Source organism: Curtobacterium flaccumfaciens, assembly GCF_013359815.1.
GTDB lineage: Bacteria > Actinomycetota > Actinomycetes > Actinomycetales > Microbacteriaceae > Curtobacterium > Curtobacterium flaccumfaciens.
In genome coordinates this window covers 535,895-559,285 of record NZ_JABMCF010000040.1, presented here as the reverse complement: position 1 = coordinate 559,285, position 23,391 = coordinate 535,895, and the positions used below count along the sequence as shown (strand labels likewise).

The 23,391-nt window shown below is 74.5% G+C and carries 21 protein-coding genes; 15 read left to right on the top strand and 6 right to left on the bottom strand.

The genetic code is table 11. The annotated features are described in order from the left end of the window. Positions 1-23: 23 nt before the first annotated feature. The gene (locus tag HP445_RS16460; RefSeq protein WP_128779912.1) at positions 24-1,385 is read left to right on the top strand and encodes an MFS transporter; all 1,362 of its coding nucleotides are present in this window, start codon (positions 24-26) and stop codon (positions 1,383-1,385) included. 576 nt (positions 1,386-1,961) lie between these two features. Here the strand turns inward: HP445_RS16460 and HP445_RS16455 are convergent. Together HP445_RS16455 and HP445_RS16450 are read right to left on the bottom strand one after the other, a co-directional pair. Beyond that, positions 1,962-4,043, bottom strand: a complete 2,082-nt coding sequence (locus HP445_RS16455; RefSeq protein ID WP_128779911.1) for an MSCRAMM family protein — start codon at positions 4,041-4,043, stop codon at positions 1,962-1,964. A 208-nt stretch (positions 4,044-4,251) separates the two neighbouring features. After that, positions 4,252-4,710, bottom strand: coding sequence for an NUDIX hydrolase (locus HP445_RS16450; protein WP_241660357.1), 459 nt, complete (start codon positions 4,708-4,710; stop codon positions 4,252-4,254). Positions 4,711-4,891: 181 nt separating this feature from the next. On the opposite strand from HP445_RS16450, the gene HP445_RS16445 reads away from it, so the two are divergent. Then, positions 4,892-5,761, top strand: a complete 870-nt coding sequence (locus HP445_RS16445; RefSeq protein WP_164941108.1) for a universal stress protein — start codon at positions 4,892-4,894, stop codon at positions 5,759-5,761. Here HP445_RS16445 and HP445_RS16440 read toward each other — a convergent pair. From HP445_RS16440 to HP445_RS16430, 3 genes are all read right to left on the bottom strand, one after another. Continuing rightward, a complete protein-coding gene (locus HP445_RS16440) occupies positions 5,718-6,755 on the bottom strand; it encodes an SGNH/GDSL hydrolase family protein (protein ID WP_128779908.1) in 1,038 nt (345 codons plus the stop codon). The genes HP445_RS16445 and HP445_RS16440 overlap by 44 nt on opposite strands. 105 nt (positions 6,756-6,860) lie before the next feature. Beyond that, positions 6,861-7,217 carry a PRC-barrel domain-containing protein gene (locus HP445_RS16435; protein ID WP_027465587.1) on the bottom strand — a complete coding sequence of 119 codons (357 nt, stop codon included), beginning with the start codon at positions 7,215-7,217 and terminating at the stop codon, positions 6,861-6,863. Between the two features lie 50 nt (positions 7,218-7,267). Next, the gene (locus HP445_RS16430; RefSeq protein ID WP_111031743.1) at positions 7,268-8,251 is read right to left on the bottom strand and encodes a glycosyltransferase family 9 protein; all 984 of its coding nucleotides are present in this window, start codon (positions 8,249-8,251) and stop codon (positions 7,268-7,270) included. Between the two features lie 100 nt (positions 8,252-8,351). Between HP445_RS16430 and HP445_RS16425 the strand changes: the two genes are divergently transcribed. From HP445_RS16425 to HP445_RS16395, 7 genes are all read left to right on the top strand, one after another. Continuing rightward, on the top strand, positions 8,352-8,909 hold the full coding sequence (locus HP445_RS16425; RefSeq protein ID WP_128779907.1) for a D-glycero-alpha-D-manno-heptose-1,7-bisphosphate 7-phosphatase: 558 nt from the start codon (positions 8,352-8,354) through the stop codon (positions 8,907-8,909). Beyond that, a complete protein-coding gene (locus HP445_RS16420) occupies positions 8,906-9,985 on the top strand; it encodes a glycosyltransferase family 9 protein (protein WP_128779906.1) in 1,080 nt (359 codons plus the stop codon). Before HP445_RS16425 ends, HP445_RS16420 begins: the two co-directional genes overlap by 4 nt. Positions 9,986-10,072: 87 nt before the next feature. After that, the gene (locus HP445_RS16415) at positions 10,073-11,074 is read left to right on the top strand and encodes a glycosyltransferase (protein ID WP_128779905.1); all 1,002 of its coding nucleotides are present in this window, start codon (positions 10,073-10,075) and stop codon (positions 11,072-11,074) included. Next, on the top strand, positions 11,071-12,399 hold the full coding sequence (locus HP445_RS16410; protein WP_128779904.1) for a glycosyltransferase: 1,329 nt from the start codon (positions 11,071-11,073) through the stop codon (positions 12,397-12,399). The genes HP445_RS16415 and HP445_RS16410 overlap by 4 nt, the downstream gene beginning before the upstream one ends. After that, entirely contained in the window at positions 12,396-13,019 is a 624-nt protein-coding gene (locus tag HP445_RS16405; protein WP_111022892.1) for a D-sedoheptulose-7-phosphate isomerase, read from the top strand. Before HP445_RS16410 ends, HP445_RS16405 begins: the two co-directional genes overlap by 4 nt. After that, positions 13,016-14,449: a PfkB family carbohydrate kinase gene (locus HP445_RS16400; protein ID WP_217499965.1), complete on the top strand. Its 1,434-nt coding sequence runs from the start codon at positions 13,016-13,018 to the stop codon at positions 14,447-14,449. The genes HP445_RS16405 and HP445_RS16400 overlap by 4 nt, the downstream gene beginning before the upstream one ends. A 62-nt stretch (positions 14,450-14,511) precedes the next feature. Next, on the top strand, positions 14,512-15,216 hold the full coding sequence (locus HP445_RS16395; protein ID WP_027465581.1) for an SDR family oxidoreductase: 705 nt from the start codon (positions 14,512-14,514) through the stop codon (positions 15,214-15,216). Positions 15,217-15,541: 325 nt separating this feature from the next. Here the strand turns inward: HP445_RS16395 and HP445_RS16390 are convergent, their stop codons facing one another. Further along, complete coding sequence (locus HP445_RS16390; protein ID WP_128779903.1) at positions 15,542-16,630, bottom strand: glycosyltransferase family 9 protein; 1,089 nt, start codon at positions 16,628-16,630, stop codon at positions 15,542-15,544. Positions 16,631-16,764: 134 nt separating this feature from the next. Here HP445_RS16390 and HP445_RS16385 point away from each other — a divergent pair, with 134 nt between their 5' ends. The 6 genes from HP445_RS16385 (at position 16,765) to HP445_RS16360 (ending at position 23,384) form a co-directional block, all read left to right on the top strand. Beyond that, complete coding sequence (locus HP445_RS16385; RefSeq protein WP_128779902.1) at positions 16,765-18,291, top strand: aldehyde dehydrogenase family protein; 1,527 nt, start codon at positions 16,765-16,767, stop codon at positions 18,289-18,291. Continuing rightward, the gene (rfaE2, locus tag HP445_RS16380) at positions 18,288-19,781 is read left to right on the top strand and encodes a D-glycero-beta-D-manno-heptose 1-phosphate adenylyltransferase (RefSeq protein WP_128779901.1); all 1,494 of its coding nucleotides are present in this window, start codon (positions 18,288-18,290) and stop codon (positions 19,779-19,781) included. Before HP445_RS16385 ends, rfaE2 begins: the two co-directional genes overlap by 4 nt. Next, complete coding sequence (locus HP445_RS16375) at positions 19,778-20,662, top strand: glycosyltransferase family 2 protein (protein ID WP_128779900.1); 885 nt, start codon at positions 19,778-19,780, stop codon at positions 20,660-20,662. The genes rfaE2 and HP445_RS16375 overlap by 4 nt, the downstream gene beginning before the upstream one ends. Positions 20,663-20,755: 93 nt before the next feature. Continuing rightward, complete coding sequence (locus HP445_RS16370) at positions 20,756-21,481, top strand: DedA family protein (protein WP_128779899.1); 726 nt, start codon at positions 20,756-20,758, stop codon at positions 21,479-21,481. Continuing rightward, positions 21,478-22,725, top strand: a complete 1,248-nt coding sequence (locus HP445_RS19035) for a sensor histidine kinase (protein WP_164941107.1) — start codon at positions 21,478-21,480, stop codon at positions 22,723-22,725. The genes HP445_RS16370 and HP445_RS19035 overlap by 4 nt, the downstream gene beginning before the upstream one ends. Continuing rightward, a complete protein-coding gene (locus HP445_RS16360; protein ID WP_128779897.1) occupies positions 22,722-23,384 on the top strand; it encodes a response regulator in 663 nt (220 codons plus the stop codon). The genes HP445_RS19035 and HP445_RS16360 overlap by 4 nt, the downstream gene beginning before the upstream one ends. Positions 23,385-23,391 lie beyond the last annotated feature (7 nt).

Sequence of the window (23,391 nt, the reverse complement as noted above, 5' to 3'; positions counted from 1 at the left end):
GTGCCTCGGAGGAGGTCAGCAGCGTGTCCACCAACACCACCACCTCGGCCGTGTCGACCCACACGCGGCCGATCACCGTCACCAGTCAGTCCATCGTCGGCATCGCCGTGCTCGGACTGGCCACGTTCTTCGCCATCACCACCGAGCTCATGCCCGTCGGGCTGCTCGGCACGATGAGCGCCGACCTCGGCGTGACCGAGGCCACCATGGGCATCGTCATCACCGTGTACGCCGCGGCCGTCGCGATCCTCGCGCTGCCGCTCACCGCGTTCACCGCGAAGCTGCCCCGCAAGACCGTGCTCGTCGCCACGCTCGTCGGCTACACCGTGTCGAACCTGATGGTCGCGCTCGCGCCGTCGTTCGCCGTGGTCTGCGCCGGACGCGTCGTCGGCGGCATCGCGCACGCACTGTTCTTCTCGGTCGCCTCGGCGTACGCCACCCGGATCGTGCCGCCGCGGCTGGCCGGGCGCGCGATCGCGTTCGTGTACTCGGGCAGCTCGCTCGGGTTCGTGCTCGGCGTGCCCGTCGCGACCTGGGTCGCGCAGCACATCGGCTGGCGGCAGGCCGTGTTCTCCGTCGGGGTCGCCGCAGCGGCACTCGCGGTCGTCGCGCTGCTGTTCCTGCCCGCCGTCCGCGGTGCCTCGTCGCCGCACATCGGGTCGCCGAAGGCCTGGGCGCGCACCGGACTGCTGTCCGTCGTGATCGCCGACATGCTCCTGTTCGGCGGGCACTACGTCGTCTACACCTACATCGGGCCGTACGCGATCGACGCCGGGCTCGACGCCGGCATGGTCAGCGGGGCGCTGCTCGTGCTCGGTGGCACCGGGGTCGTCGGGCTCTGGCTCGCCGGCATGTTCGTCGACCGTGCGCCCCGGCAGACGCTGATCGCCTCGGTCGCCGTGATGGCCGTGGCCTTCGCGACGATGCCGTTCGTGCACGGCTCCTTGATCGGGACGATGGTCGTCGCGGGCATCTGGATGGCCGCGAACGGCACGACCGGCACGCTCTTCATGGCCGCGGCGATCCGTGCCGGAGGCGTCTCCCCCGACATCGCCGGCGCGCTGGTCAACGGCGCGTCGAACATCGGCATCGCCGGTGGTGCGGCGTTCGGTGGGCAGGCCCTCGGGATCGTCGGGCTGCAGTACCTGCCGTTCGCCGGTGCCGCGGTGCTGGTCGGAGCGCTCGGGGTCGTCGTGCTGGCACGCCGCGGGTTCCCGGTGCACTCGCACGCGCAGGAGCACCTGTCGACCTCGTCCATCGAGGCGATCACGTCGTCGCTCGCGGTCGTCACCACGTCGGTGCCGGTCGTCGGGCGGGCGATCCAGACGGTCACGGGGTCGATCGGCGTCGTCACGGGTTCGGTGCGGCGGCCGCGGACGCGGTAGGGGCTGGCGCGGGCGGCGGGCGGTCGGCGCCCGAGCGGCGTGTCAGCCCGCCGATTGGTCACGACATGCCGTTGGCGTGACGTCGGGGTCGCACGAACTGTCGCCTGACGGGTCGGCGGGCGACGGTTCGTGACCACTCGGTGGACGCCGGCGGCGTGTTGTGCGACCGCGGCGACGGCCCGCGGCCGGCCGTCGAGTGGTCACGACATGCCGTTGGCGCGGCGTCGGGGTCGCACGAACTGTCGTCTGGCAGGTCGGCGGGCGACGGTTCGTGACCCCTCGGCGGACGCGGGCGGCGTGTTCTGCGACCGCGGTGGAGGCGGGCGGCGTGTTGTTCGACCGCGGCGGAGGCGGGCGGCGTGTTGTGCGACCGCGGCGGACGCGGGCGGCGTGTTGTGCGACCGCGGTGGAGGCGGGCGGCCTGGCGCCGAGTGGTCACGACATGCCGTTGGTGGGGCGTCGGGGTCGCTCGAACTGTCGTCTGCGGGGGCGGCGGGCGGTGGTTCGTGGCCCCTCGGCAGACGCGGGGGGCGTGTCGTGCGACCGCCGCCCCCGCCCCCCGCGGCCGCAGCGCGGTCAGTCCTGCAGGTGGTCCGTGCGGCGGCGGTTGCGCACCGCGCGGTAGGTCAGCAGCGCCGCACCGAGCAGCACGAGCACCCCGGCGGCGATGAGCCCCGGGCCGAGGTCCGCCCCCGTGTACGCCAACGGTCGACCGTCCCCCGCGTCGCCCTGGCCCGACACCGGCGCGGAGCCAGAGCCCGAGCCGGCAGCGGGGCCGGTCGGAGCCGCCGAAGGAGAGCCACTCGGAGACGGCGACGGCGACGGCGCGGGAGCCGGACCCGCCGCGGCCCGCACCACGAACGCCAGCGGCGTCGCGGCCCCGGACTCCGGGGTGACGACGGTCGCCGTCTCGGCCCCCTCGACGTCGACCGAGACGACGTACTCGGTCGTGGGCTCCAGGCCGGTCAGGTCGAACGCACCGTCGTCGTCCGTGACGACCGACACGGGATCGCCGGCCCGTGGGTCCGTCGGAGTCGCGACGACCTCGACGTCCGGAACGGGTTCGCCGTTCGTGTCGACGACCGTGCCGGGCTGGTCGGTCGTGACCTCGGCTGCGGGGGCTGCGGAGGCGAACGGCAGGTCGGACGCAGCACGCTCGCCGGCGACGGCCGTCACACCGGTGTTCGAGGTCGCCCCGGTCGCCCCCGGCTCCGGTCGTTCGGTCCGCACGGTGTACGTGCCCGCCGCGGTGGCGAAGACGTAGCGACCGTCGGCATCGGTCTCGGTCGATGCGACCACGATGCCCGTGCCGTCGAGGAGCTCGACCACCGCGCCGGCGGGCACGGGGGAACCGTCGAGCGAAACCACACCGGCGACCGTCGCGACGACGGCGGCCGGCACATCGATCTCCTCGGGGACTGCCGGTGCCGCGTCGACGTCGCCGGTCGTGATGGTCACGGGCGGCTCGTCGGCGACGGACACGTCGAGGTCGGTGTCCGCCGGCAGGTCCGAGCCGGTGTAGACGCCGTCGCTGTTCGTCGTGGTGTCGACGAGGACGTCCCCGGAGTCCGGGTCGGTGATGACGACCTCGAGGTTCGAGACCGGTCGGCCGTCCTCGTCGACCACGGTGCCGATGACCGACACGGTGTCCTCCGGCGACGTGAACGCGAAATCGGCCTGCTGGTCCACGCCGCCCGGTGAGCCTGCCTGGGCAAGGGAGACCCTCGTGGGCTGGACGGGGCCCTCGGCACCGTCCGGCGGGGTGATCTCGACGCGGTAGTTCGCGATCACCGGCAGCTGCGGGAACGCGTAGGTGCCGTCGGGGTTGGTCGTCGTCGTGTACACGGTGCCGCGCGGAGCGGTGACGCGGACGATCGCGCCGGGGATGGGGGCGCCGTCGAGGGTCGCGGTGCCGGTGATCGCGGCCGTGCGGTTGGCGAACCAGGTCTGGTAGACGGGGAACCCGCTGCGCTGCTGGTACGTGATCGTCAGGCTGGTGAGCGACACGGTCGGCGTGAACCAGGCCGTCGCGCCGGCGGTGTCGACCGCGCCGGTGTTGCCCGTGAGGGTCCGGGTGGCCGGGTCCCAGGTGGGCCGGTCCTGCCCGGTCGTGCCGTCGGGGTCGGCGGTGCACGACGGCCCTCCGGCGACGGCGGCCGAGCACGAGTTGTAGGAGCTCACGTAGCCGAGCTGCTCCGCGGTCGCGGCGCCGCCCCCGGAGACGGTGGCCGAGATGGTCGCCCGGTCGGCGTCGACGTCGCCGAGCACGAACGACCAGCTCTGGGCACCCGGCGTCGGCTCGGCGAACGTGTAGGTGGTCGTCGATGCGCCGGTCGTGGGCGAGTCGACGTTCGGCCGCTGGTTCATGTAGGTCTTGCCGCGGCTCGTCCCGTAGACCGCGCCCGACGGGGTCGACGCCGACTGCCAGGTCGATGCCCCGCTGACGACGGTCGACTGCCGGGAGTCCGACGTGAAGGTCGTCTCGGGGAACCCGGCGAGCGTCATCGTGCCGGTGTAGGCCCGGCTCGCTCCGCTGAGGGTGAAGGTCCCCCAGTTGCCGACCGGCTCCGCCGACGCACTGGTCGCGCCGCCGATCGCGAGTCCTGCTCCGAGTGCCAGGGCCGTCAGCCCAGCCGTGACCGCGCGCCAGCGCCGCATGTGTGCTCCCCTGCTGTGGCGCCGGAGAACCCGACACCCCCTCAGACTATCCAGCGGGCGCGGCTCGTGTCCGGGGCACGACACGAGCAAGAAGGTCTCGCCGAGTGGTCACGACCTGCCGCGTGGCGGTCGCCGGGTGGCCGAGAAGTGTCGGCTGGAGGGCCGCCGGACGACAGTTCGTGACCACTCGACCAAACCGAACGGCGCGTCAGGAACCGAGCGCCACCAGGGCGTCGAGCGCAGCGACCTGCCCGGCCACCACCAGCTCCCGCGCATCGTCGAGGCCGACCCACCGTGCGTCGTCCACCTCGGGTACCTCCACGAACCGTCCTGACCCGCGCGGCAGCTCGAGCCGCACGGTGTTGCTGCGCACGGTGTCGACCGAGAACCCCGACGCCCGTGCCGCGAAGGCCCGCACCCGCTTGCCCGACGCCTGCCGGAACTCCCCCAGGTCGGTCAGGTCGGCGGCGGCCACCGGTGCGGGCACGCCGATCTCCTCGGCGAACTCGCGCAGCGCGGTGCCGAGCGGCTCCTCGCCCGCCTCGACCAGCCCCTTCGGGATCGACCAGGCACGCGGCCGGTTCCGCCAGAACGGCCCGCCCATGTGCGCGAGGAAGACCTCGGGCCCGGACGGGCCGGTCCGGTGCAGCAACAGTCCGGCGCTCACGACCACGCCCCGAGACTACGCAGACCCGACCGGGAGGCCCGGATCACCGCCCGCGCACGGCGCACGACCCGATGTGGCCGGTTCCACCGCCGGTTCCCCACGCCCGCCCGGGAGTACCGTGTGGCGCACGGAGCGCCGTGTGACGCCCCCGGAGGACCTGCGATGGAGGAGGCCGATCGGGATGGACGAACGATGGACGACGGTGACGCTGGCCGCGGACGCCGCGATGGCGCACGACGAGGCGCTGCGGTGGATCGCCGCCCGCGCGGACAGCGGGATCGAGCGGATCCGGATCATCGGTGCCGACCCGGCGATCGAGGGCCCCGGACCGGTGGCCGACCGCCTGGCCGAGGCCGCGCGCGCCGCCCTGCCCGGAGTGACCGTCGAGGTGCACCGGCACGCGGGGCCGTTCGCCACCGCCCTGGTCGAGGAGTCCGACGGCGGTGACCTCCTGGTGATCGGGACCTTCCGGAGCCGACGGGGTTCGACCGCCGGCGGCGACCCGGCGCGGGTCGCGGTCCGCGCGGCGGTGCCGACCGTGATCGTCCCCGAGGGACCGCACCCGATCGACGGCGACGTGGTGCTGGCCGTCGAGGAACCGACCGATGAACGGGCCGTCTCGATCGCCGTCGCCGAGGCCGTCCGGCTGCACCGGCGACTGACGCTGCTCCGGGCGTGGGAGATGCCCGTGCTGACCCGGACCGGGCTCACCGACTTCGCCGAGGATCCCCTGCGGTGGCGCGCCCGGAACGCCGAACTGCTGCAGCGGGTCACCGAGGACCTGACCGCGCGGTTCCCGGCGGTGCGGATCCGGCCGCTGCTCGTGGAGGGACACCCGGGGCACGCCATCGCATCGCGCACCCGGCGGGCGTCGCTCGTGGTGCTCGGACGGGGGCACGTGCGGGTGCTGTCCGGCGCACTGCTCCACGACGTCGTCCGTGAGACGGCGGCTCCGGTGTGTGTCGTCCCTCCGGCGGCGCACACGGACAGCGCGGGGTCCGGAGGGGTCAGCCGGCGAGTTCCCGGATCGCGTCGGCCATCTGGTCGGTGAGGTACGCGACACCGCGGCCGTTCGGGTGCAGGGCGCCGGCCTTGAGGTCGATGCGTCGCAGGTCGCTCGAGCCGGTCAGGCTGACCCCGGCGACGTAGCGTTCGTCCGCCGGGGCGCAGGCCGAGTGGGCCTCGGTGCGTTCGAGGACGTCGACGAACCGCACCCCGGCGGCGTCGGCGGCGGATGCGGACACGGCGTCGAGCTCCTCCTGCACACCGTGCAGGTACGCCACGTCGTCGTCGGTGAACGGGAAGGTGTCCGAGGGGAACGACCCCGCGAGCGTGCCGAGGTCGAGCGCCGAGCGGAAGCAGCCCTTCGCCGGGGTGTGCTCGGCGTCCGGGAAGATCGCCGGGTACCCGAGGAACACGACGACGGCGTTCGGCGCGGCCCGTTGCACCGCTGCGAGGGTGTCGGCGATCCCGAGCGCGACCCGCGACTGGATCTTCACGCTGAGCTGGTCCTCACCGTCCTGCACGAGCGTGCTCTCGCACGACGGCGCGTCACGTCCGGAGAACACCGGGCCGTCGGCCGAGATCGCCAGGCACGACGCGGCGGTGCCGAACAGGTCCGCGTCGTTGCCGCCGATGGTCAGGGTCACGAGCCGGGTGCGCGACGACAGCGACTCGATCTGCGGGGGGACGCCCTTGAACTGGTGTCCGGTCGTGACGTCCTCGCTGGTGGCGCCCGCACACGTGACGTCGGTCAGGTCGAGGCCGAAGCGCGCCGCGAGCCGGTGCGGGTAGTCACGGGCCGACTGCACGCACGCGCTCGTGGGCAGCCGGGTCCGGTCGCCGAGGCCGTAGCCGGCGGAGTACGAGTCACCGAGGGCGACGTACTCGCTGCCGGGCGGGAGGTCGGCGAGCGATTCGGTGGGGTCGTCCGGCACCGGGTAGGGCTGCGGGACGGGCCACATCGGCGCGGCCGACGCGGGTTCCACCGGCCCCGGTGCCGCGACCCCGGCCACCACCAGCCCGACGACGGCGACCGCCGCCAAGGCGGCGAGCAGCGTCGTACGGGCGGTGCGGAGCAGTTGCGGCCTCCGGGCGGGTGCGGCGGATCGGTCGGTCGGGTGGGGTCGGTCGGGTGGGGCGGGACGGGCTCAGCGGCGTCCGAGACGGCGTTCGCCACCGCTGCCGGTGCGGTACTCCAGCCCGTAGTGCTGGAACAGCTCGGGCTCGGTCGCGGCGTCGAGCTCCCCGTCGGTCGAGATCGAGGGGGCGTCCTTGACGAGCTTCTTCGGGAACGTCACGCGCAGGTGCTTCGGGGCGACGGTGGCGCCGAACAGCGGGACGAAGACGAGCTTCTGGAACCCGACCATGCCGGTGGTCAGGGCACCGAACGCCGGCTCGGACGTGGCGGTGTCGTAGTAGATGCTCTCGAGCGTGCCGACCTTGTCGTCGGCCTCGTCGACGACGGGCAGACCGATCCAGTCACGGATGTTCGCGGCTTCGAACACGAAGGACTCCCTCCGAGCATCCGGCAGGTCCGGGAGGCTCTCGGTCGACGCTACCGCCCGGCCGCCTGAGCGGTCACCCGGAGCCGGTCCACCGCGCCGAGCACGTCGTCCGCGGTCACGGCCAGGATCGCCGGATCCGGGTCCTCGGCGAAGACGTCGCCGCGACGGACCGAGGCGTCGGTGAGCACGATGTGCGGACCGGTCGACGGCGGGCCCCACGCCTCGGGCGGGGCCGGGCCGAACAGCACGACCGACGGCACCCCGTACGCGGTCGCCAGGTGCGCAGCGCCGGTGTCGACCGTGACGACGAGCCGCGCCGCGGCGATCACCGCGGCGAAGGCCTGCAGGTCCAGGGTGCCGGCCAGGACCGCCTCCGGCGCCAGGCCGGCCGCGTCGGCGACGGCACGGGCGCGCACGACGTCGTCCGAGCCTCCCGTCAGGACCACGTCGGCACCGCGCGCCCGGAGCCCGCGCACCACGTCGGCGAAGCGGTCCGTCGGCCAGTGCCGCGCACCGTGGAAGGCACCCACGTGCACGACGGCCGCGTCGGCGACCACCGGCGGCTCGGCGGGGCGGTCGATGTGCACCTCGGTGGCGTCCGCCTGGATGCCGTGCCACGTGAGCAGGTCCGCCCAGCGGTCGCGCTCGTGCACGTCGTCCGGCCACTCCGGGCCCTCGTAGTCGTGGGTCGGGTCGGCGTGCCCGATGACCCGGCGCGGGGCGAGTGCGGCGACGAGGTCCGAGGACTCCGGGCCGGCACCGTGCAGGTTGACGGCGATGTCGACGGCACCGTGCGGCACCGCGATCGGGTGGTCGAGACCGTGCTGGGCCAGGTGGACGTCCACCGCAGGTACGAGTTCGACGACCGGCGCCAGCCACGCCGTGGTGGCCAGGGTGATGCGGTGGTCGGGGAACGCGCGGCGGAGCGCGTGCAGTGCGGGGACGGCGACGAGCAGGTCGCCGAGCTTGATGGCACGGAGGACGAGCAGTTCCGGGCGTCCGTCGGGGTCGGGCAGGTTCTCGAGGGCGGTCACCGCCGCGACGGTAGACCCGACACGCTGACGGTCCTGCCGGGACCGCGCTCCGCGGCTCTTCCTGGGGCGGTCCCCGGCCGTGGACCGGTAGTCACGGAGCATGGCCCTCGCACCGGACCGCGTCATCCGCGGCCTGCTCCTCGACCGCGACGACACCCTCGTGGTGGACGTCCCGTACAACGCCGACCCGCACCTGGTCGTCCCCGTCCCCGGTGCCCGCCGCGCCGTCGACCGGGCGCGTGCCGCCGGGTTGCAGCTCGGCGTCGTCACGAACCAGTCGGTGATCGCGAAGGGCATGGCCACGCGCGAAGAGGTCGACGCCACCAACGCCCGGGTCGACGAGCTCGTCGGCCCGTTCGACGTGTGGTGCGTCTGCCCGCACGACGCCAGTGACGACTGTGCCTGCCGGAAGCCCCGGCCCGCGATGGTCCTCGACGCCGCCGAGCGGCTCGGCATCCCGCCGGAGTCGATCGTCGTCGTCGGTGACATCGGCGCCGACGTCCAGGCCGCGCGGAACGCCGGCGCGCAGGGGATCCTCGTGCCCACCCCGCGCACCCGCGCTCAGGAGATCGACGAGGCCGACACCGTCGCCGCGGACCTGGACGAGGCCGTCACCCTGGTGCTCGAGCACGTCGGCAGCGTGGCGGACCGGGCGTGAGCGCCGGTCGGCGCGTCCTCGTCGCCCGGCTCGACTCGTTCGGCGACGTCCTGGTCGCCGGACCCGCGGTCCGCGCGGTCGCCGCCGGTGCCGCGCACGTGACGATGCTGTGCGGACCGCAGGGGGCACCGGCCGCCGACCTGCTGCCCGGCATCGACCGGGTGCGGGTGTGGGCGGCACCGTGGGTCACCGAGACCGCACGCCCGATCGACGACGCCCTGCTCGCCGAGTTCCGCGCGCTGGTCGCCGAGGAACAGCCCGACGAGGCCGTCGTCCTGACGTCCTTCCACCAGTCGCCCCTGCCCCTCGCCCTGCTCCTGCGCCTGGCCGGGGTCCCCCGGGTCTCCGGGGCCTCGGTCGACCACCCCGGGTCACTGCTCGACGTGCGGCTGCGCCCCGGCGAGGACCTGCCCGAGGACCTCCCCGAGCCCGAGCGTGCGCTGCGGATCGCCGAGGCGGCCGGGTTCCGGCTGCCGCCGGACGACGACGGGAGGCTCGCGGTGCGCCACGACGCCGTCCTGCCCCCGCCCGTGGCCGGCCTCGACCGCTACGTCGTCGTCCACCCCGGAGCCAGCGTCCCGGCACGGTCGTGGCCGGAGGCCCACCACCGTGCGCTCGTCGCCGCCTACGCCGAGCGCGGCGTCCCCGTCGTCGTCACCGGCTCCCCCGGCGAACGCGCGCTGACCGCCGCCGTGGCGGGCGACACCGGCATCGACCTCGGCGGCCGCACCAGCCCCGCCGAACTCGCGGCCGTCCTCGCCGGAGCCGAGGTCGTCGTCGTCGGGAACACCGGTCCGGCCCACCTCGCCGCAGCCGTCGGGGCGCCCATCGTGAGTCTGTTCTCGCCGGTCGTCCCCGCCGTGAAGTGGGCGCCGTACGCCCCGCTCGTCGAACTGCTCGGGGACCAGGCCGCACCGTGCCGACTCAGCCGCGCTCGCGAGTGCCCGGTCCCCGGCCACCCGTGCCTGTCCGGAGTGCGCATCGCGGACGTCCTGGAGGCCCACGAGCGGCTCCTCGACCGCGTTTCGCGGACTGATCGGAGAAGTCTGCGGGGCGGCCCAGAAGGCGCTGCGTAGCGTGCGCCACTGCTTCTCCTGCTCCTTCTCCTGCTGCTCCGGCAGCGGCGGGGAGCGAGCCCATCGACACCGACCGGAAGGCCCTGCATGCGGATCCTCGTGTGGCACGTGCACGGCGGCTGGATGGACGCCTTCGTCCGCGGCCCCCACGAGTACCTCATCCCGACCACCCCGGCGCGCGACGCCTGGGGACTCGGCCGCGGCGGGCGCGCCTGGCCGGACTCCGCGATCGAGATCGACCCGGCCGACGTCGCCGAGGCCGAGGTCGACGTGGTCGTCCTGCAGCGCACCGAGGAGCTCGAGGAAGCCCGTCGTCTGCTCGGTGGCCGTGACGTCCCGATCGTCTTCGTGGAGCACAACGCCCCCCGGGTCGACGTGCCGAACAGCCTGCACCCGATGCGCGACCGCGACGACCTGACGATCGCGCACGTGACGCACTGGAACGCCCTGATGTGGGACTGCGGCACCACCCGGACCACCGTCGTCGAGCACGGCGTCGTCGACCCCGGCCCGCTGTACACCGGTGCGCTCCAGCGCCTCGGCGTCGTCATCAACGAACCCGTCCGGCGCAACCGTGTCGTCGGTACCGACCTGCTCCCCCGCTTCGCCGAGGTCGCCCCGGTCGACGTCTGGGGCATCGGCACCGAACGGCTGCCGGAGCTCGGCTTCGGCGACCGCGTGGTCGCGCAGGGCGATGTCCAGGCCGACCCCATGCACGCGGCGCTGGCCGAACGGCGGGCCTACGTGCACCCGAACCGCTGGACCTCGCTCGGCCTGTCGCTCATCGAGTCGATGCACATGGCCATGCCGGTCCTGGTGCTCGCGACGACGGACGTGGCCCGCACGGTCCCGGGTGAGGCCGGGGCGATCGCGACCGACGTCGAGGAGCTGGTGCGGGCCTCCAGGCTGCTGCTGGAGGACCCGGACGAGGCGCGCCGACGGGGGCTCGTGGCGCGTGAGGCCGTGCTCGCACGGCACGCGCTCGGTCGGTTCCTGGCCGACTGGGACGACCTGCTCGACGACGCCGTCGCGCGCGGTGCGCGACGGAACCGTGCGGCGGGAGCCGCGCTCGAAGGGAGCCTGCGATGAAGATCGCCATGGTGTCCGAGCACGCGAGTCCGCTCGCCGTGCTCGGCGGGGTCGACGCCGGTGGGCAGAACGTCCACGTCGCCGAACTGTCCGGTGCACTGGCCGACCGCGGCCACCACGTGACCGTCTACACGCGGCGCGACGACGCGTCGCAGCCCGTCCGCGTGCCCCTGCGCCCCGGTGTGGACGTCGTGCACGTCGACGCCGGTCCCGCGCGTGCCGTGCCGAAGGACGAGCTGTTCCCGTTCATGGGGACGTTCGCGTCGGTGCTCGCCGCCGAGTGGTTCCTCGACCGCCCCGACGTGGTGCACGCGCACTTCTGGATGTCGGGCCACGCCGCCCTCGACGCGGTGACGCAGGTGCAGGCCCGGACCGGTGGCGTGCGGATCCCGGTGGTGCAGACCTTCCACGCCCTGGGTGTCGTGAAGCGCCGGCACCAGGGTGCCGCGGACACCAGCCCGGCCGAGCGCGAGTGGGTCGAACCCGCCGTCGGCCGGAGCGTCGACCAGGTCGTCGCGACCTGCTCGGACGAGGCGTTCGAGCTCAAGGCCCTCGGTGTCCCGCTGCACCGCATCTCGGTGGTGCCGTGCGGCGTCGACGTGTCACTCTTCCGTCCGGACGGCCCCGTCGAGCAGCGCGACCGTCCGCTCCGGGTGCTCACCGCCTCACGACTCGTGCAGCGGAAGGGCGTCGGCACGACCATCGCCGCTCTCGCAGCACTGGTCGAACAGGGCCGTGACGTCGAGCTCGTCGTCGTGGGTGGTGCCGGTGTCGCCGGTGCCGACCTGGTGGACGACCCCGAGTACCAGCGCCTCGACGCACTCGCCCGGTCGCTCGGCGTGCGCGACCACGTGACGTTCCGCGGGCAGCTCGGGCAGCACGACATGCCCGCCGTCTACCGCAGCGCCGACGTCGTCGTCTGCGCCCCCTGGTACGAGCCGTTCGGCATCGTGCCGCTCGAGGCGATGGCCTGCGGCCGCCCGGTGGTCGCGTCGAGCGTCGGCGGGCTCATCGACACCGTCGTCGAGGACGCCACCGGCCTGCACGTGCCGCCGCGCGACGAGACCGCGGTCGCCGAGGCCGTCGGCGCACTGCTCGACGACCCGGAGCGCCGCGAGGCGTACGGCCGAGCCGGTCGACAGCGCGCCGAGTCCCGCTACACCTGGCAGAAGGTCGCGGCCGACAGCGAGCGCGTCTACGAGCGCCTGCTCGCCGGCACGACCTCGTCCGCCAGCATCACCGGGCCCGCCGCCGGCCGCTCGCGCACCACCCACGCCGGCCGGGTCACCCGCGCCGCGCAGTCGACGGAGAGGACCGCACGATGACCATCGACCAGCAGACCGGGCTCGAGGACCGCGCCGTCACCGACAGCGCCCGCGTCGTCGTCGACCACGTCGCGGCGTCGGTCCCCGTGATCGCCTCCCTCGTCGACCACAAGGACCACATCGCCGAGTGGGCGGACGACATCGCCGGGCGGCTCGTCGCCGGGCGTCGGCTGCTCGCCGCGGGCAACGGCGGCTCGGCTGCCGAGGCGCAGCACCTGACGTCCGAGCTCACCGGCCGCTTCGAGGGCGACCGGCCGGCGTACTCGGCCATCTCGCTGCACGCCGAGACCTCCGCCGTGACCGCCATCGGGAACGACTACGGCTACGACCAGGTGTTCGCGCGGCAGGTGTCGGCGCACGCCCGGGCCGGCGACGTCCTCGTGCTGCTGTCGACGAGCGGCAAGAGCCCGAACCTGCTGCGGGCCGCCGAGGCCGCACGTGCCGTGGGTGCCCGCTCCCTCGCGCTGACCGGCTCCGGGCCGAACCCACTCGCCGACCTGGTCGACGACGCGATCTGCATCGAGGGGCCGTCCGCCAACGTGCAGGAGGCACAGCTCGTCCTGGTGCACGCGCTCTGCAAGGCGATGGAGCCGACGCTGCGTCGCGGGGGCCGTCGATGAGCGGGCCCGCTGCAGTCGCACCGCGTTCCGGTGCCGCCGGTGGCCGTGCCGCCGGACCGCGCTTCCGCATCGCCGTCGTCGGGGACACCCTGCTCGACGTCGACGTGTCCGGCACGAGCGAGCGGCTGAGCCCGGACGCCCCTGTCCCCGTGGTGGACGTCGCCACCGACGACCGCCGTGCCGGTGGTGCCGGACTCGTCGCGACGATGCTCGCCCGCGACGGCCACGACGTCACCCTGGTCACCGTCCTGAGCGACGACGGCCGTGCCCAGGAGATCCGTGACCTGCTCCCCGAGGTCACGATCGTCGCCGGACCCTCCGGCGTCCCCACCCCCGTGAAGACCCGCGTGCGCGTCGTCGACCACGCCCTCGTCCGGATCGACGAGGGCTGCGCGACCCCGCCCGTGCCCGGTGCCACCGAGGCGATGACCGCCGCCCTCGACGGCGTCGACGCGATCGTCGTCGCCGACTACGGCCGCGGGGTCGCCGCTGCCCCGGCCCTCCGTGAGGCCCTCACCCGTGCGGCCGAGCGCCTGCCGGTGGTCTGGGACCCGCACCCCAAGGGCGCCGCCCCCGTCCCCGGCACCACCGTCGCCACCCCGAACGCGGCCGAGGCACGACGCTTCACGGACGTCGAGGGACACGGCGTGCCCTTCGCGACCGTTGCAGCCGCCCGGCTCGTTGAGCAGTGGCAGGCCGGCGCCGTCGCCGTGACGATGGGTGACCGCGGCGCACTGCTCGCCGACGCCCAGGGCGACAGCCGCTTCGTGCCGGCTCCGTCCGTCAGCGCCGGGGACCCCTGCGGTGCCGGCGACCGGCTCGCCGCGGGCGTCGCCGTCGCGCTGGCGTCCGGGGCGGACGTCCCCGACGCCGTCTCCGCCGGGGTGGTCGCCGCGTCCGAGTACCTGGCCGCCGGCGGCGTGACCGCGCTCTTCGCCGACGACGGCCCCGCGCCGCTCGCCGTGCCCGGGGCAGACCGGGACGCCATGCGCCTGGTGCACGACGTCCGGAGCGCCGGCGGCACCGTCGTCGCGACCGGCGGCTGCTTCGACCTGCTGCACGCCGGGCACGCCCGCACCCTGTCGGCCGCCCGCGCTCTCGGCGACTGCCTGGTCGTCTGCCTGAACTCGGACTCGTCGGTGCGCGCTCTGAAGGGCCCGGACCGGCCGATCATGACCCAGGACGACCGGGTCGAGCTGCTCCTGGCACTCGACTGCGTCGACGCCGTCGTGGTGTTCGACGAGTCCACCCCCGACGAGGCCCTGCGCCGCTTCCGACCGGACGTCTGGGCGAAGGGCGGCGACTACACCGCGAGCGAACTGCCCGAGACGGCGACCCTCGCCGAGTGGGGTGGCCGCGTCGTCACCGTGCCGTTCCACCCGGGCCGCTCGACCACCCGGCTCGCCGCCGCGATCGAACGCGTCGGCTGAGCGTTCGCTCGCCGTTCCACACCAGCTCGACCACTTCCCGCTCCACTACGCAAAGGACATCCATGCCCGTCCCCACCACCCCCATCGGCCGCGTCCTCGTCACCGGCGGCGCCTCCGGACTCGGCGCCGCCGTCGTGGCCGCCGTCACCGAGGCCGGCGGCACCCCGATCGTCCTCGACCTGCGGATCGACGCCGTCCCCGAGGGCGTCGACGCCGTCGCCGTGGACGTCTCGGACACCGACGCCGTCGAGCAGGCGGTCCGTGACGCCGCCGAGCGGCACGGTGGCCTCGACGCCGTCGTCACCGCCGCGGGCATCGACACCCCCGCCCCGATCGACGCGATCTCGTCCGGCAAGTGGGAGCAGATCGTCGGCGTCAACCTGATCGGCACCGCCTCGACCGTGCGCGCCGCCCTGCCCGCCCTCGAGGCCACGCACGGCCGCGTCGTCACGATCTCGTCGTCGCTCGCCCTGCGCGGCGTCGGCGACGGCACCGCGTACTCGGCGTCGAAGTTCGGCGTCCGTGGGTTCTCGCAGGCGCTGGCCGCCGAGACCGCCGGTCGCATCGGCGTGACCAACATCATCCCCGCCGGGATGCGCACGAACTTCTTCGCCGACCGGACCGAGCAGTACAAGCCGGGCCCGGACGCGCAGCTCATCGAGCCGGAGTACGTCGCGAACTCGATCATCTTCGCGCTGTCGCAGCCGGCCGGCTGCGAGATCCGCGAGCTGTCGATCATGCCGGCGACGGAGCCGAGCTGGCCGTAGCCGCTCGCCGCTTGCCGCTGACGGACGGGAGGCGCGGTGCCGGCTGGCACCGCGCCTCCCGTGTGTGCGTGTGCCGGGCGCAGGTGCGGGCTTCCGCACTCCGTGCGAGGGCCGGAGCGTGCCACGGAGTGTGGAACCTGGCACCGGGCGCTCGTGACGCGCCACGGCGCGGCCTGGAGGCGCGTGCCGGGCTGGCACCGCGCCTCCAGGCCGTCCGACGGTCGCGTTCACCGCTCGGTGCGAGCTTCCGCACTCCGTGCGAGGGCCGGAGCGTCGCACGGAGTGGGGAACCTCGCACCGAGCGCTTGTGGTGCCGCGCACAGCGTCAGGTCGTGCGGAGCAGGTCCTCGACGTCGGCGAGGACGGCCTCCGGCTCGACCTGGTCCACGTAGGACGGGTCGTGCTCGCACCGCTCGGCGGTCCAGCCGACCTGGGTGACGTCGATGCCGCAGACCGGGCACTGCGTCACGAAGGACAGGTGCACGCGGTGCCGACCGCGGTCGAACGGCCCGGCGTTGATCACGTTGCCGAACCAGAACACGCCGACGGTCGGGGTGCCCACGGCAACGGCGAGGTGCCGCGGGCCGGAGTCGTCGCCGACCATGACGTCGGCAGCGGCGAGGACGTCGGGGAGCTCACGGAGCGGCAGTGACCCGGTGAGGTCGTGCAGACGCTCCCGCAGCTCCAGCGGCAGCGAAGCGACGATGGCGGACGCCGCCGGCACGTCCGAGTCGTCACCCACGAGCACCACGTCGTCCCCGGCGGCGAGCCGGGCACGGGCGACCTCGGCGAAGCGCGAGGGGCTCCAGCGGCGACGCGGGTCGGTGGCACCGGGGTGGATCGCGACGAGTCGTCCGCGGACGCCGAGGCGCTGCCGGACCCCGGCCCGCGTGGCCTCGGGGACGTGCAGTCGGGGGTCGAGGGTGACCGGTTCGGCGCCGGCGAGCGAGGCCACCTCGAGCGCCCGGACGACCTCGTGCTGGTAGTAGACGTAGCGGACCCAGCGCTCCAGGACCTCGGCGTCCTCGGTGGCGGTGCCCACGGTGTGACGGGCCCCGAGCCGGAGCAGGAACGGGTTCGAGTTCCGGCCGCCGCCGTGCAGCTGCACAGCGAGGTCGAAGCGCCCGTGCAGCCGCTCGAAGAAGTCCCGTGCGGTCGGTGCGCCCTCGCCCGAGTCCCGGACGCCGGGCACGACGGGGAGCTCCTCGTAGGCGTGCACGGCCTCGCTCCGGCCCTCGAGCACCGGCCGCGCTGACGGTGCCCCGAGCAGCGTGATCCGGGCTCCTGGGTACGCGGCGGCCAGGGCCTCGACTGCCGGGAGGGCGAACATCAGGTCGCCCAGTCCCCCGCCGCGGAGCACCGCGATCTCGCTGACACCGTCGAACCGTTCTCCGCCCACACCGATCTGTTGCACAGCTCCACGTCTACCGGTCGGACCCGTCCGGACGCCCAGCAGCGCCCCCGTATGGACGAGAAGCGCGATGCCGTGACCGCACACAGCGGAGCACGAGCACCGTGTGAGGCCCCGCCCGCCTCCGGAAGGACCCCATGACGATCGCACCCCCCGCCGCCGACGACCTCGTGGTGACCGACCCCGTGAACGGATCGATCGCGTCCACCGTGCGCCGCTCGACCGAGGACGACGTCCGCAACGCCGTCGCCCGCGCCCGTGCCGCTGCCGGTGCCTGGGCTCGGACCGCGCCGGCCGAGCGCGGTGCTCTGCTGCACGCCGCAGCCGAACACCTCCGTGCGCACGCGCAGGAGCTGGCGGACCTGAACACCCGCGAGACCGGCAAGGTGCCCGGCGACGCCCTCGGTGGGGTCGAGGCCGGCATCGGCACGCTCGTGCAGTACGCCGAGCTCGGGCCGGTGCACCGCGGTGAGGCCCTGCGCGGGCAGTTCGGTGCCGCCGACTGGTCGGTGCCGCACCCGCGCGGCGTGGTGCTCGCCCTGACGCCGTGGAACGACCCGGTCGCCGTGGCCTGCGGGATCCTCGGCGCAGCGATCGTCACGGGCAACACCGTCGTGCACAAGGGCAGCGAACGCTGCCCGGCGACCTTCGCCCGACTCAACGCGCTGCTCGCCGAGGTCCTGCCGGACGGCGTGCTCATCGGTGTCGACGGCGACGCGACCACCGGCGAGCTGCTCCTGGCGCAGGAGGGCACCGACGTCTACGCGCACGTCGGGTCGACCGCGACCGGCGACCGCCTGAGCGAGGTGGCCGCGACCACCCGCGCCCACGTCATCCGCGAGAACGGCGGCAACGACCCGGTCATCGTCGACGCCGACGTCGACCCGGAGTGGGCCGCCGCACAGGTCGCCCTCGGCGCGTTCGCGAACACCGGCCAGATCTGCACCAGCGTCGAGCGGGTGTACGTGCACCAGGACGTCGCCGAGCCCTTCGTCGCCGCGCTCGTCGCCGAGGCGGAGCGCCGCACGGCCGCACCCGCCGCCGAGTTCGGGCCGCTCGTGGACGACCGGCTGCGCGAGCTCGTGCAGCACCACGTCGATGACGCGATCGCCCGCGGCGCCTCGGCCCGGACCGGCGGCGTCACGCCCGGCGGGCTCGGATCGTTCTACCCGGCGACCGTCCTGACCGACTGCACGGACGACATGCTCGTGCTGACCGAGGAGACCTTCGGCCCGATCGCTCCGGTGCGCATCGTGTCGGACTTCGCGGAGGGCCTCCGGCTCGCCGCGGCCGACCGCTACGGCCTCGCGGCCACGGTGCTCACGAACGACACCGCGCACGCGCTCCGCGCCGCGGCCGAACTGCCCGTGGGCACCGTCAAGGTGAACGCCGTGTTCGGTGGCGCTCCGGGCGGCAGCGCCCAGCCCCGCGGTGCCTCGGGCGCCGGGTTCGGGTACGGCCCGCACCTGCTCGACGAGATGACGACCACGACGGTGGTGCACCTCGAGGCAGCCCCGCCGCGCCGCACCGCCGAGCCGTCGACGGCAGCAGACAGCAGCAGCGCAGCCACCAGCAGCACCGGCGCCGCAGCAGGCACCGCCGGCCCCGCAGCCGCTGCCGGCGCCACCGCCGGCAGCGCCGACACCGTGGGAGGCACCCGATGACCGCCGACGTCCGGCTGGTCCGTGACCTCGTCGCCACGATCGACGACCGCGAACCCCTCGTCGTCGTCATCGGCGACTGCATCCTGGACCGCTGGACCGTCGGCGAGGCCGAGCGGGTCTCCCGCGAGGCGCCGGCCCCCGTCGTCCGCGTCACCGAGACCATCGCGGTGCCGGGCGGCGCGGCGAACACGGCCGTGAACGCCCGCGCCCTCGGCGCCCGGGTCCGCATGGTGGGGCTCATCGGTGACGACGAGGCCGGTGAGGTCCTGCGCCAGCGGCTCGAGGCTGCCGGCGTCGACACGTCGTTCCTGGTCGAGATCCCCGGTGCCCGCACCACGACGAAGTCGCGCGTGGTCGGCGGTGACCGCGTCGTGGTCCGGGTCGACGAGCTCGCCGCGACCCCGACCGCCGAGCACGGCGAACGCCTCGCCCGCTCGGTGGCCCGTGCCGTCCGGTGCGCCGACGCCGCCGTCGTGTGCGACTACGGCCTGGGCGTCCGCGCCGAGGACGTCGTGCCGATGCTCGACCGTGACCGCCCCGGCGCCGTCGTGGTCGACGCGCACGACCTGACCCGCTGGGCCGCGCTGCACCCCGACCTCGTCACGCCGAACGCCGGTGAGACCGCCGCACTGCTCGGCACGGAGCTCGGCACCGGTTCCGACCGCGTCGGCACCGTCGTCGCAGCCCGCGCCGACGTGCTCGCCCGCAGTGGCGCCCGTGCCGCGGTGGTCACGCTCGACCGCGACGGCACCGTGCTGCTCGAGCCCGGCTCCGACCAGGGGTTCCGCACGCGTGCGACGCCCGCCTCGGAGCAGCAGGCCTCCGGCGCCGGTGACACCTTCTGTGCCGCCGCAACCGTCGCCCTCGCCGTGCAGGCACCCCTCCGCGATGCCGTCACCGTCGCCCAGGCCGCTGCCGACGTCGTGGTCCGCGAGGCCGGCACGTCCGTCTGCAGCGCCGCGGCCCTGCTCGACTCGGTGACCGCGCCGGCGGCGACCGTCGTCGACCACGACGAGCTCGCCACCGCCGTCGAGGCCGCTCGCCAGGCGGGCCGCCGCGTCGTCTTCACGAACGGCTGCTTCGACGTCGTGCACCGCGGGCACACCACGTACCTGCGCCAGGCCCGTGACCTGGGCGACCTGCTCGTCGTCGCGCTGAACGACGACGACTCGGTGCGCCGGCTGAAGGGCCCGGAGCGGCCGATCAACCCGGCCGAGGACCGCGCCGGCGTGCTCGCCGCGCTGGCCTGCGTCGACCTGGTGACGGTGTTCGCGACGGACACCCCCATCCCGCTCATCGAACGGTTGCGCCCCGAGGTCTACGTCAAGGGCGGCGACTACTCCCCCGAGATGCTGACCGAGACCGAGGTCGTGCGCGGCTACGGCGGCGAGGTCGTCATGGTCGACTACGTGCCCGAGCACTCCACCAGCGCCGTCGTGCGCCGGATCCGCGAAGCCGCTGCGCGGCCCGAACCGGACCCGGCACCGTGACCGCCCGCTGGTCCGGGTCCTGGGCGAAGGCCCCCGATCCAGCGGACACGAGCACGGTCGACGTCGACGTGCTCATCCCGACCGTCGGCAGGCCGGCCGAGCTCGCCACGACGCTCGCCGGCCTCGCCGCCCAGACCGACGTCGACCTGCGCGTCGTGCTGAGCGACCAGTCCGCGGACGGAGACGCCGCCAGCGCGCCGGCGGTCGCCGCGATGCTCCGCGTCCTGGAGGCGCAGGGCCGCCCCGTCACGCTCCTCACCCACCCGGAACGGCGTGGCCTGGCAGAGCACCGGCAGTTCCTGCTCAACCACGCCCAGGCACCTGCGGTGCTGTTCCTCGACGACGACGTCTGGCTCGAGCCGGGGTCGATCGCGCGGATGCTCGACGCGCTCCGCACCCTGGGCTGCGGGTTCGTCGGCAGCGCCGTGCAGGGCCTGTCGTACCTGCAGGACCGCCGCCCGCACGAGACCTCGGTGTTCGAACGGTGGGACGGCCCCGTCGTGCCCGAGGTGGTGCGCCGCGGGACCCCCGGCTTCGACCGCTGGTCACTGCACAACGCCGCGAACCCGACGCACGTCGCCGCCGACCTCGACCTGCACCCCGGCGAGTGGGTGCCCTACCGCGTCGCATGGGTCGGCGCCTGCGCGCTGTACGACCGCCGTGCGCTCGAGGAGGTCGGCGGCTTCCGGTTCTGGGACACCCTGCCGCCCGACCACGCCGGCGAGGACGTCGTCGCGCAGTGGCGGGTGATGGAACGGTTCGGCGGTGCGGGCATCATGCCCTCGGGTGCCGTGCACCTGGAAGCCCCGACCACCGTCCTCGACCGCCGTGTCGACGCACCCGACGTGGTCTTCGCGGACGGGAACGTCATACCGCGGTAGGGGGTGGTCGAGACCGCCGCGGGATGGCCAGCGCGCGTCGGCTCCGTAGCGTCGTCCTCGTCGGCGAGTTCCGTCGGCGGGAGGGAGCACCCCGTGTTCGACCAGATCACCCCGCTCGTCGTCGAGCTGGCCGCGAGTCCGCTCGTCTACGTCGTCCTCTTCGTCCTGTGCCTGGTGGACGGCTTCTTCCCGCCGGTGCCGAGCGAGTCCGCCCTGGTCGCGGTCGCCGCGATCGCCGCGACGTCCGGACAGCCCGTCCTCGCCGTGGTGCTCGTCGCCGCCGCCCTGGGAGCGATCGCCGGCGACTCGATCGCGTACTGGATCGGACGCCGGATCGGGTTCGCCCGGCTGGCCCGTTCGAAGCGACCACGGATCGCGGCGGCCTTCGCGTTCGCCGAGCGGCAGATGCAGCGCCGCTCCGCCAGCCTCATCCTGACCGGGCGCTTCATCCCGGTCGGCCGGGTCGCGGTCAACATGACCGCCGGCGCGACCGGCCTGCCCTACCGCCGGTTCCTGGCGATCAGCGCGATCGCGGGGCTGGCGTGGTCGGCAGTGTCGATCGGCATCGCCCTGGCCGCGTCGAGCGTGCTGCACGAACCGATCGTCGCCGCCCTGGTGTCGATGGTGGTCGCCGCCGGGCTCGGGATCGCGGTCGACCGGGTGCTCGGTACCATCAGCCGCAGGCGCGAAGCCCGTGACGCCCGCGCCGCAGCCGCAGCCGCAGCCACAGCCACCGCAGCCACACCCGCCACAGCCACCGCCATCGCCATCGCCCCCGAACCCTGCCTCGCCCGGACCGGAGAGACCGCCCGCCAGTGACCGTCGTCCCGAAGCCCCGACCCACCTGGGTCCGGCCCGCCGTGCAGATCGGCTTCGTCGTCGTCGCGGTGTCCCTGTTCGCCGTCGCGGCACCCGTGACCGCGGTGTTCTACGGCGTCCCCGTGCCGCTCGCGTTGCTCGTGACCGCCGTCCTTTCGGCGAGCATCGGCCTCGCACCGCTCTTCCCCCGCACGGCGTCGGTCGCGCACCTCGTCGCCCTCGCCGGCCTCGGGGTCCTGACGGCACCGGGCACCATCGGGCCCTGGCCGGTCTCGGTCACGAGCATCGTCGGCCTCAGCGTGCTGCTCGTCGTGCTGGGTGTCCGCACCACCTGGCGGCTCACCGCGGTGGTCTGGGTCGCGGCGACACTGCTCACCCTGCTGCTCATCGGCGTGACCCCCGACCGGTGGGGGCAGGTCGACGTCTGGGCGACGAGCTTCGTGGTGAGCGCCGGCGACACCCTCGTCGTGGCCGCCGCGGCGGTCGTCATCGGGCAGCGCCGGACCGTGCGCGAGGAACTCGCCGCCGCCCGCCGGGACACCGAGCTCGAGCAGGCCCGACGCCGGACGGTCGAGGAGCGCTCCCGGATCGCCCGCGAGCTCCACGACGTCGTCGCCCACAGCATGTCCGTCGTGCACATGCAGGCCGAGTCCGCCCCGTACCGCGTCGCGGACCTGCCGCCGGACGCCCGCACCGAGTTCGCCGCGATCGCCGAGACCTCGCGCACGGCCCTGCGGGAGATGCGGCAGCTGCTCGGCACCCTGCGTGGCGACGCCGACGCCGAGCGTGCGCCGCAGCCGCGGCTCGCCGACCTGCCCGCACTGGTGCAGGCCACCCGCGCGGCCGGCATCCCCGTCGAGCTCCGACTCGACGAGGGGCTCGACCCGGACCTCGACGACGTCGACCGGCTCGCACAGCTCGCCGTGTACCGGGTCGTGCAGGAGGCGCTCGGCAACGTCGCCCGGCACGCGCCCGGTGCGACCACCGTCGTGACGGTCGGGAGGCACGGGTCGGCCCTCACGGTCGAGGTCGCCAACGCCGCGCCACCGGCCGGCAGCGTGCCCGGTGCGCCGCCGGACGACGGCGGCTTCGGTCTGGCGGGCATGCGCGAGCGGGTCGCCGCGCTCCGCGGCACCATCGACCACGGACCGGACCCGGACGGCGGCTTCCGCGTCGCCGTCAGTCTGCCCACCCGGCCCACCGCGACCACGTCGCAGCCGACGGCCGACGGGGCAAGCCGATGACGCGGGTGATGGTGGTCGACGACCAGCAGATGTTCCGTGTCGGACTGCGGGCGATCCTCCAGGCCCAGGACGACGTCGAGGTCGTCGGCGAGGCCGCGAACGGTGCCGACGCGGTCGTCATGGCGATCCGGCTCCGGCCGGACGTGATCCTGATGGACGTCCGGATGCCGGAGCTCGACGGGATCGAGGCGACCCGGCGGATCACCGCGGCGCCCGCGGAGTCGCCCGTCCGCGTGGTGATGCTCACGACGTTCGACATCGACGACTACGTGTTCGACGCGCTCCGTGCCGGGGCGAGCGGGTTCCTGCTCAAGGACGCGAGCGCCGAGGAGCTCGTGCAGGCCGTGCGGACCGTCGCGGCCGGCGACTCCCTGCTCGCACCGAGGGTGACCCGGCGCCTCGTCGAGGCCTTCGTCGCCGGTCCGCAGCCGGCGGCCCCGCGGACCGAGGTGCTCGACGTGCTGACCGACCGGGAGCGTGACGTGTTCCTGCTGATGGCGCGGGGGCGGTCGAACGGGGAGATCGCGGCGGAGCTGTTCATCGCCGAACAGACCGTGAAGACCCACGTCGGCCGCGTCCTGGCGAAGCTGCAGCTGCGGGACCGGGTGCACGCCGTGGTGCTGGCCTACGAGAGCGGGCTGGTCACGCCGTCCGCGTGAGGTGCGG

Bases quoted from the DNA above. Each gene is read 5' to 3' on its own strand.
- HP445_RS16360 (WP_128779897.1), top strand. From the start codon at position 22,722: ATGACGCGGGTGATGGTGGTCGACGACCAGCAGATGTTCCGTGTCGGA.
- HP445_RS16445 (WP_164941108.1), top strand. From the start codon at position 4,892: ATGGACGAACGATGGACGACGGTGACGCTGGCCGCGGACGCCGCGATG.
- HP445_RS16385 (WP_128779902.1), top strand. From the start codon at position 16,765: ATGACGATCGCACCCCCCGCCGCCGACGACCTCGTGGTGACCGACCCC.
- HP445_RS16455 (WP_128779911.1), bottom strand. From the start codon at position 4,043: ATGCGGCGCTGGCGCGCGGTCACGGCTGGGCTGACGGCCCTGGCACTC.
- HP445_RS16405 (WP_111022892.1), top strand. From the start codon at position 12,396: ATGACCATCGACCAGCAGACCGGGCTCGAGGACCGCGCCGTCACCGAC.
- HP445_RS16400 (WP_217499965.1), top strand. From the start codon at position 13,016: ATGAGCGGGCCCGCTGCAGTCGCACCGCGTTCCGGTGCCGCCGGTGGC.
- HP445_RS16410 (WP_128779904.1), top strand. From the start codon at position 11,071: ATGAAGATCGCCATGGTGTCCGAGCACGCGAGTCCGCTCGCCGTGCTC.
- HP445_RS16415 (WP_128779905.1), top strand. From the start codon at position 10,073: ATGCGGATCCTCGTGTGGCACGTGCACGGCGGCTGGATGGACGCCTTC.
- HP445_RS16395 (WP_027465581.1), top strand. From the start codon at position 14,512: ATGCCCGTCCCCACCACCCCCATCGGCCGCGTCCTCGTCACCGGCGGC.
- rfaE2 (WP_128779901.1), top strand. From the start codon at position 18,288: ATGACCGCCGACGTCCGGCTGGTCCGTGACCTCGTCGCCACGATCGAC.
- HP445_RS16425 (WP_128779907.1), top strand. From the start codon at position 8,352: ATGGCCCTCGCACCGGACCGCGTCATCCGCGGCCTGCTCCTCGACCGC.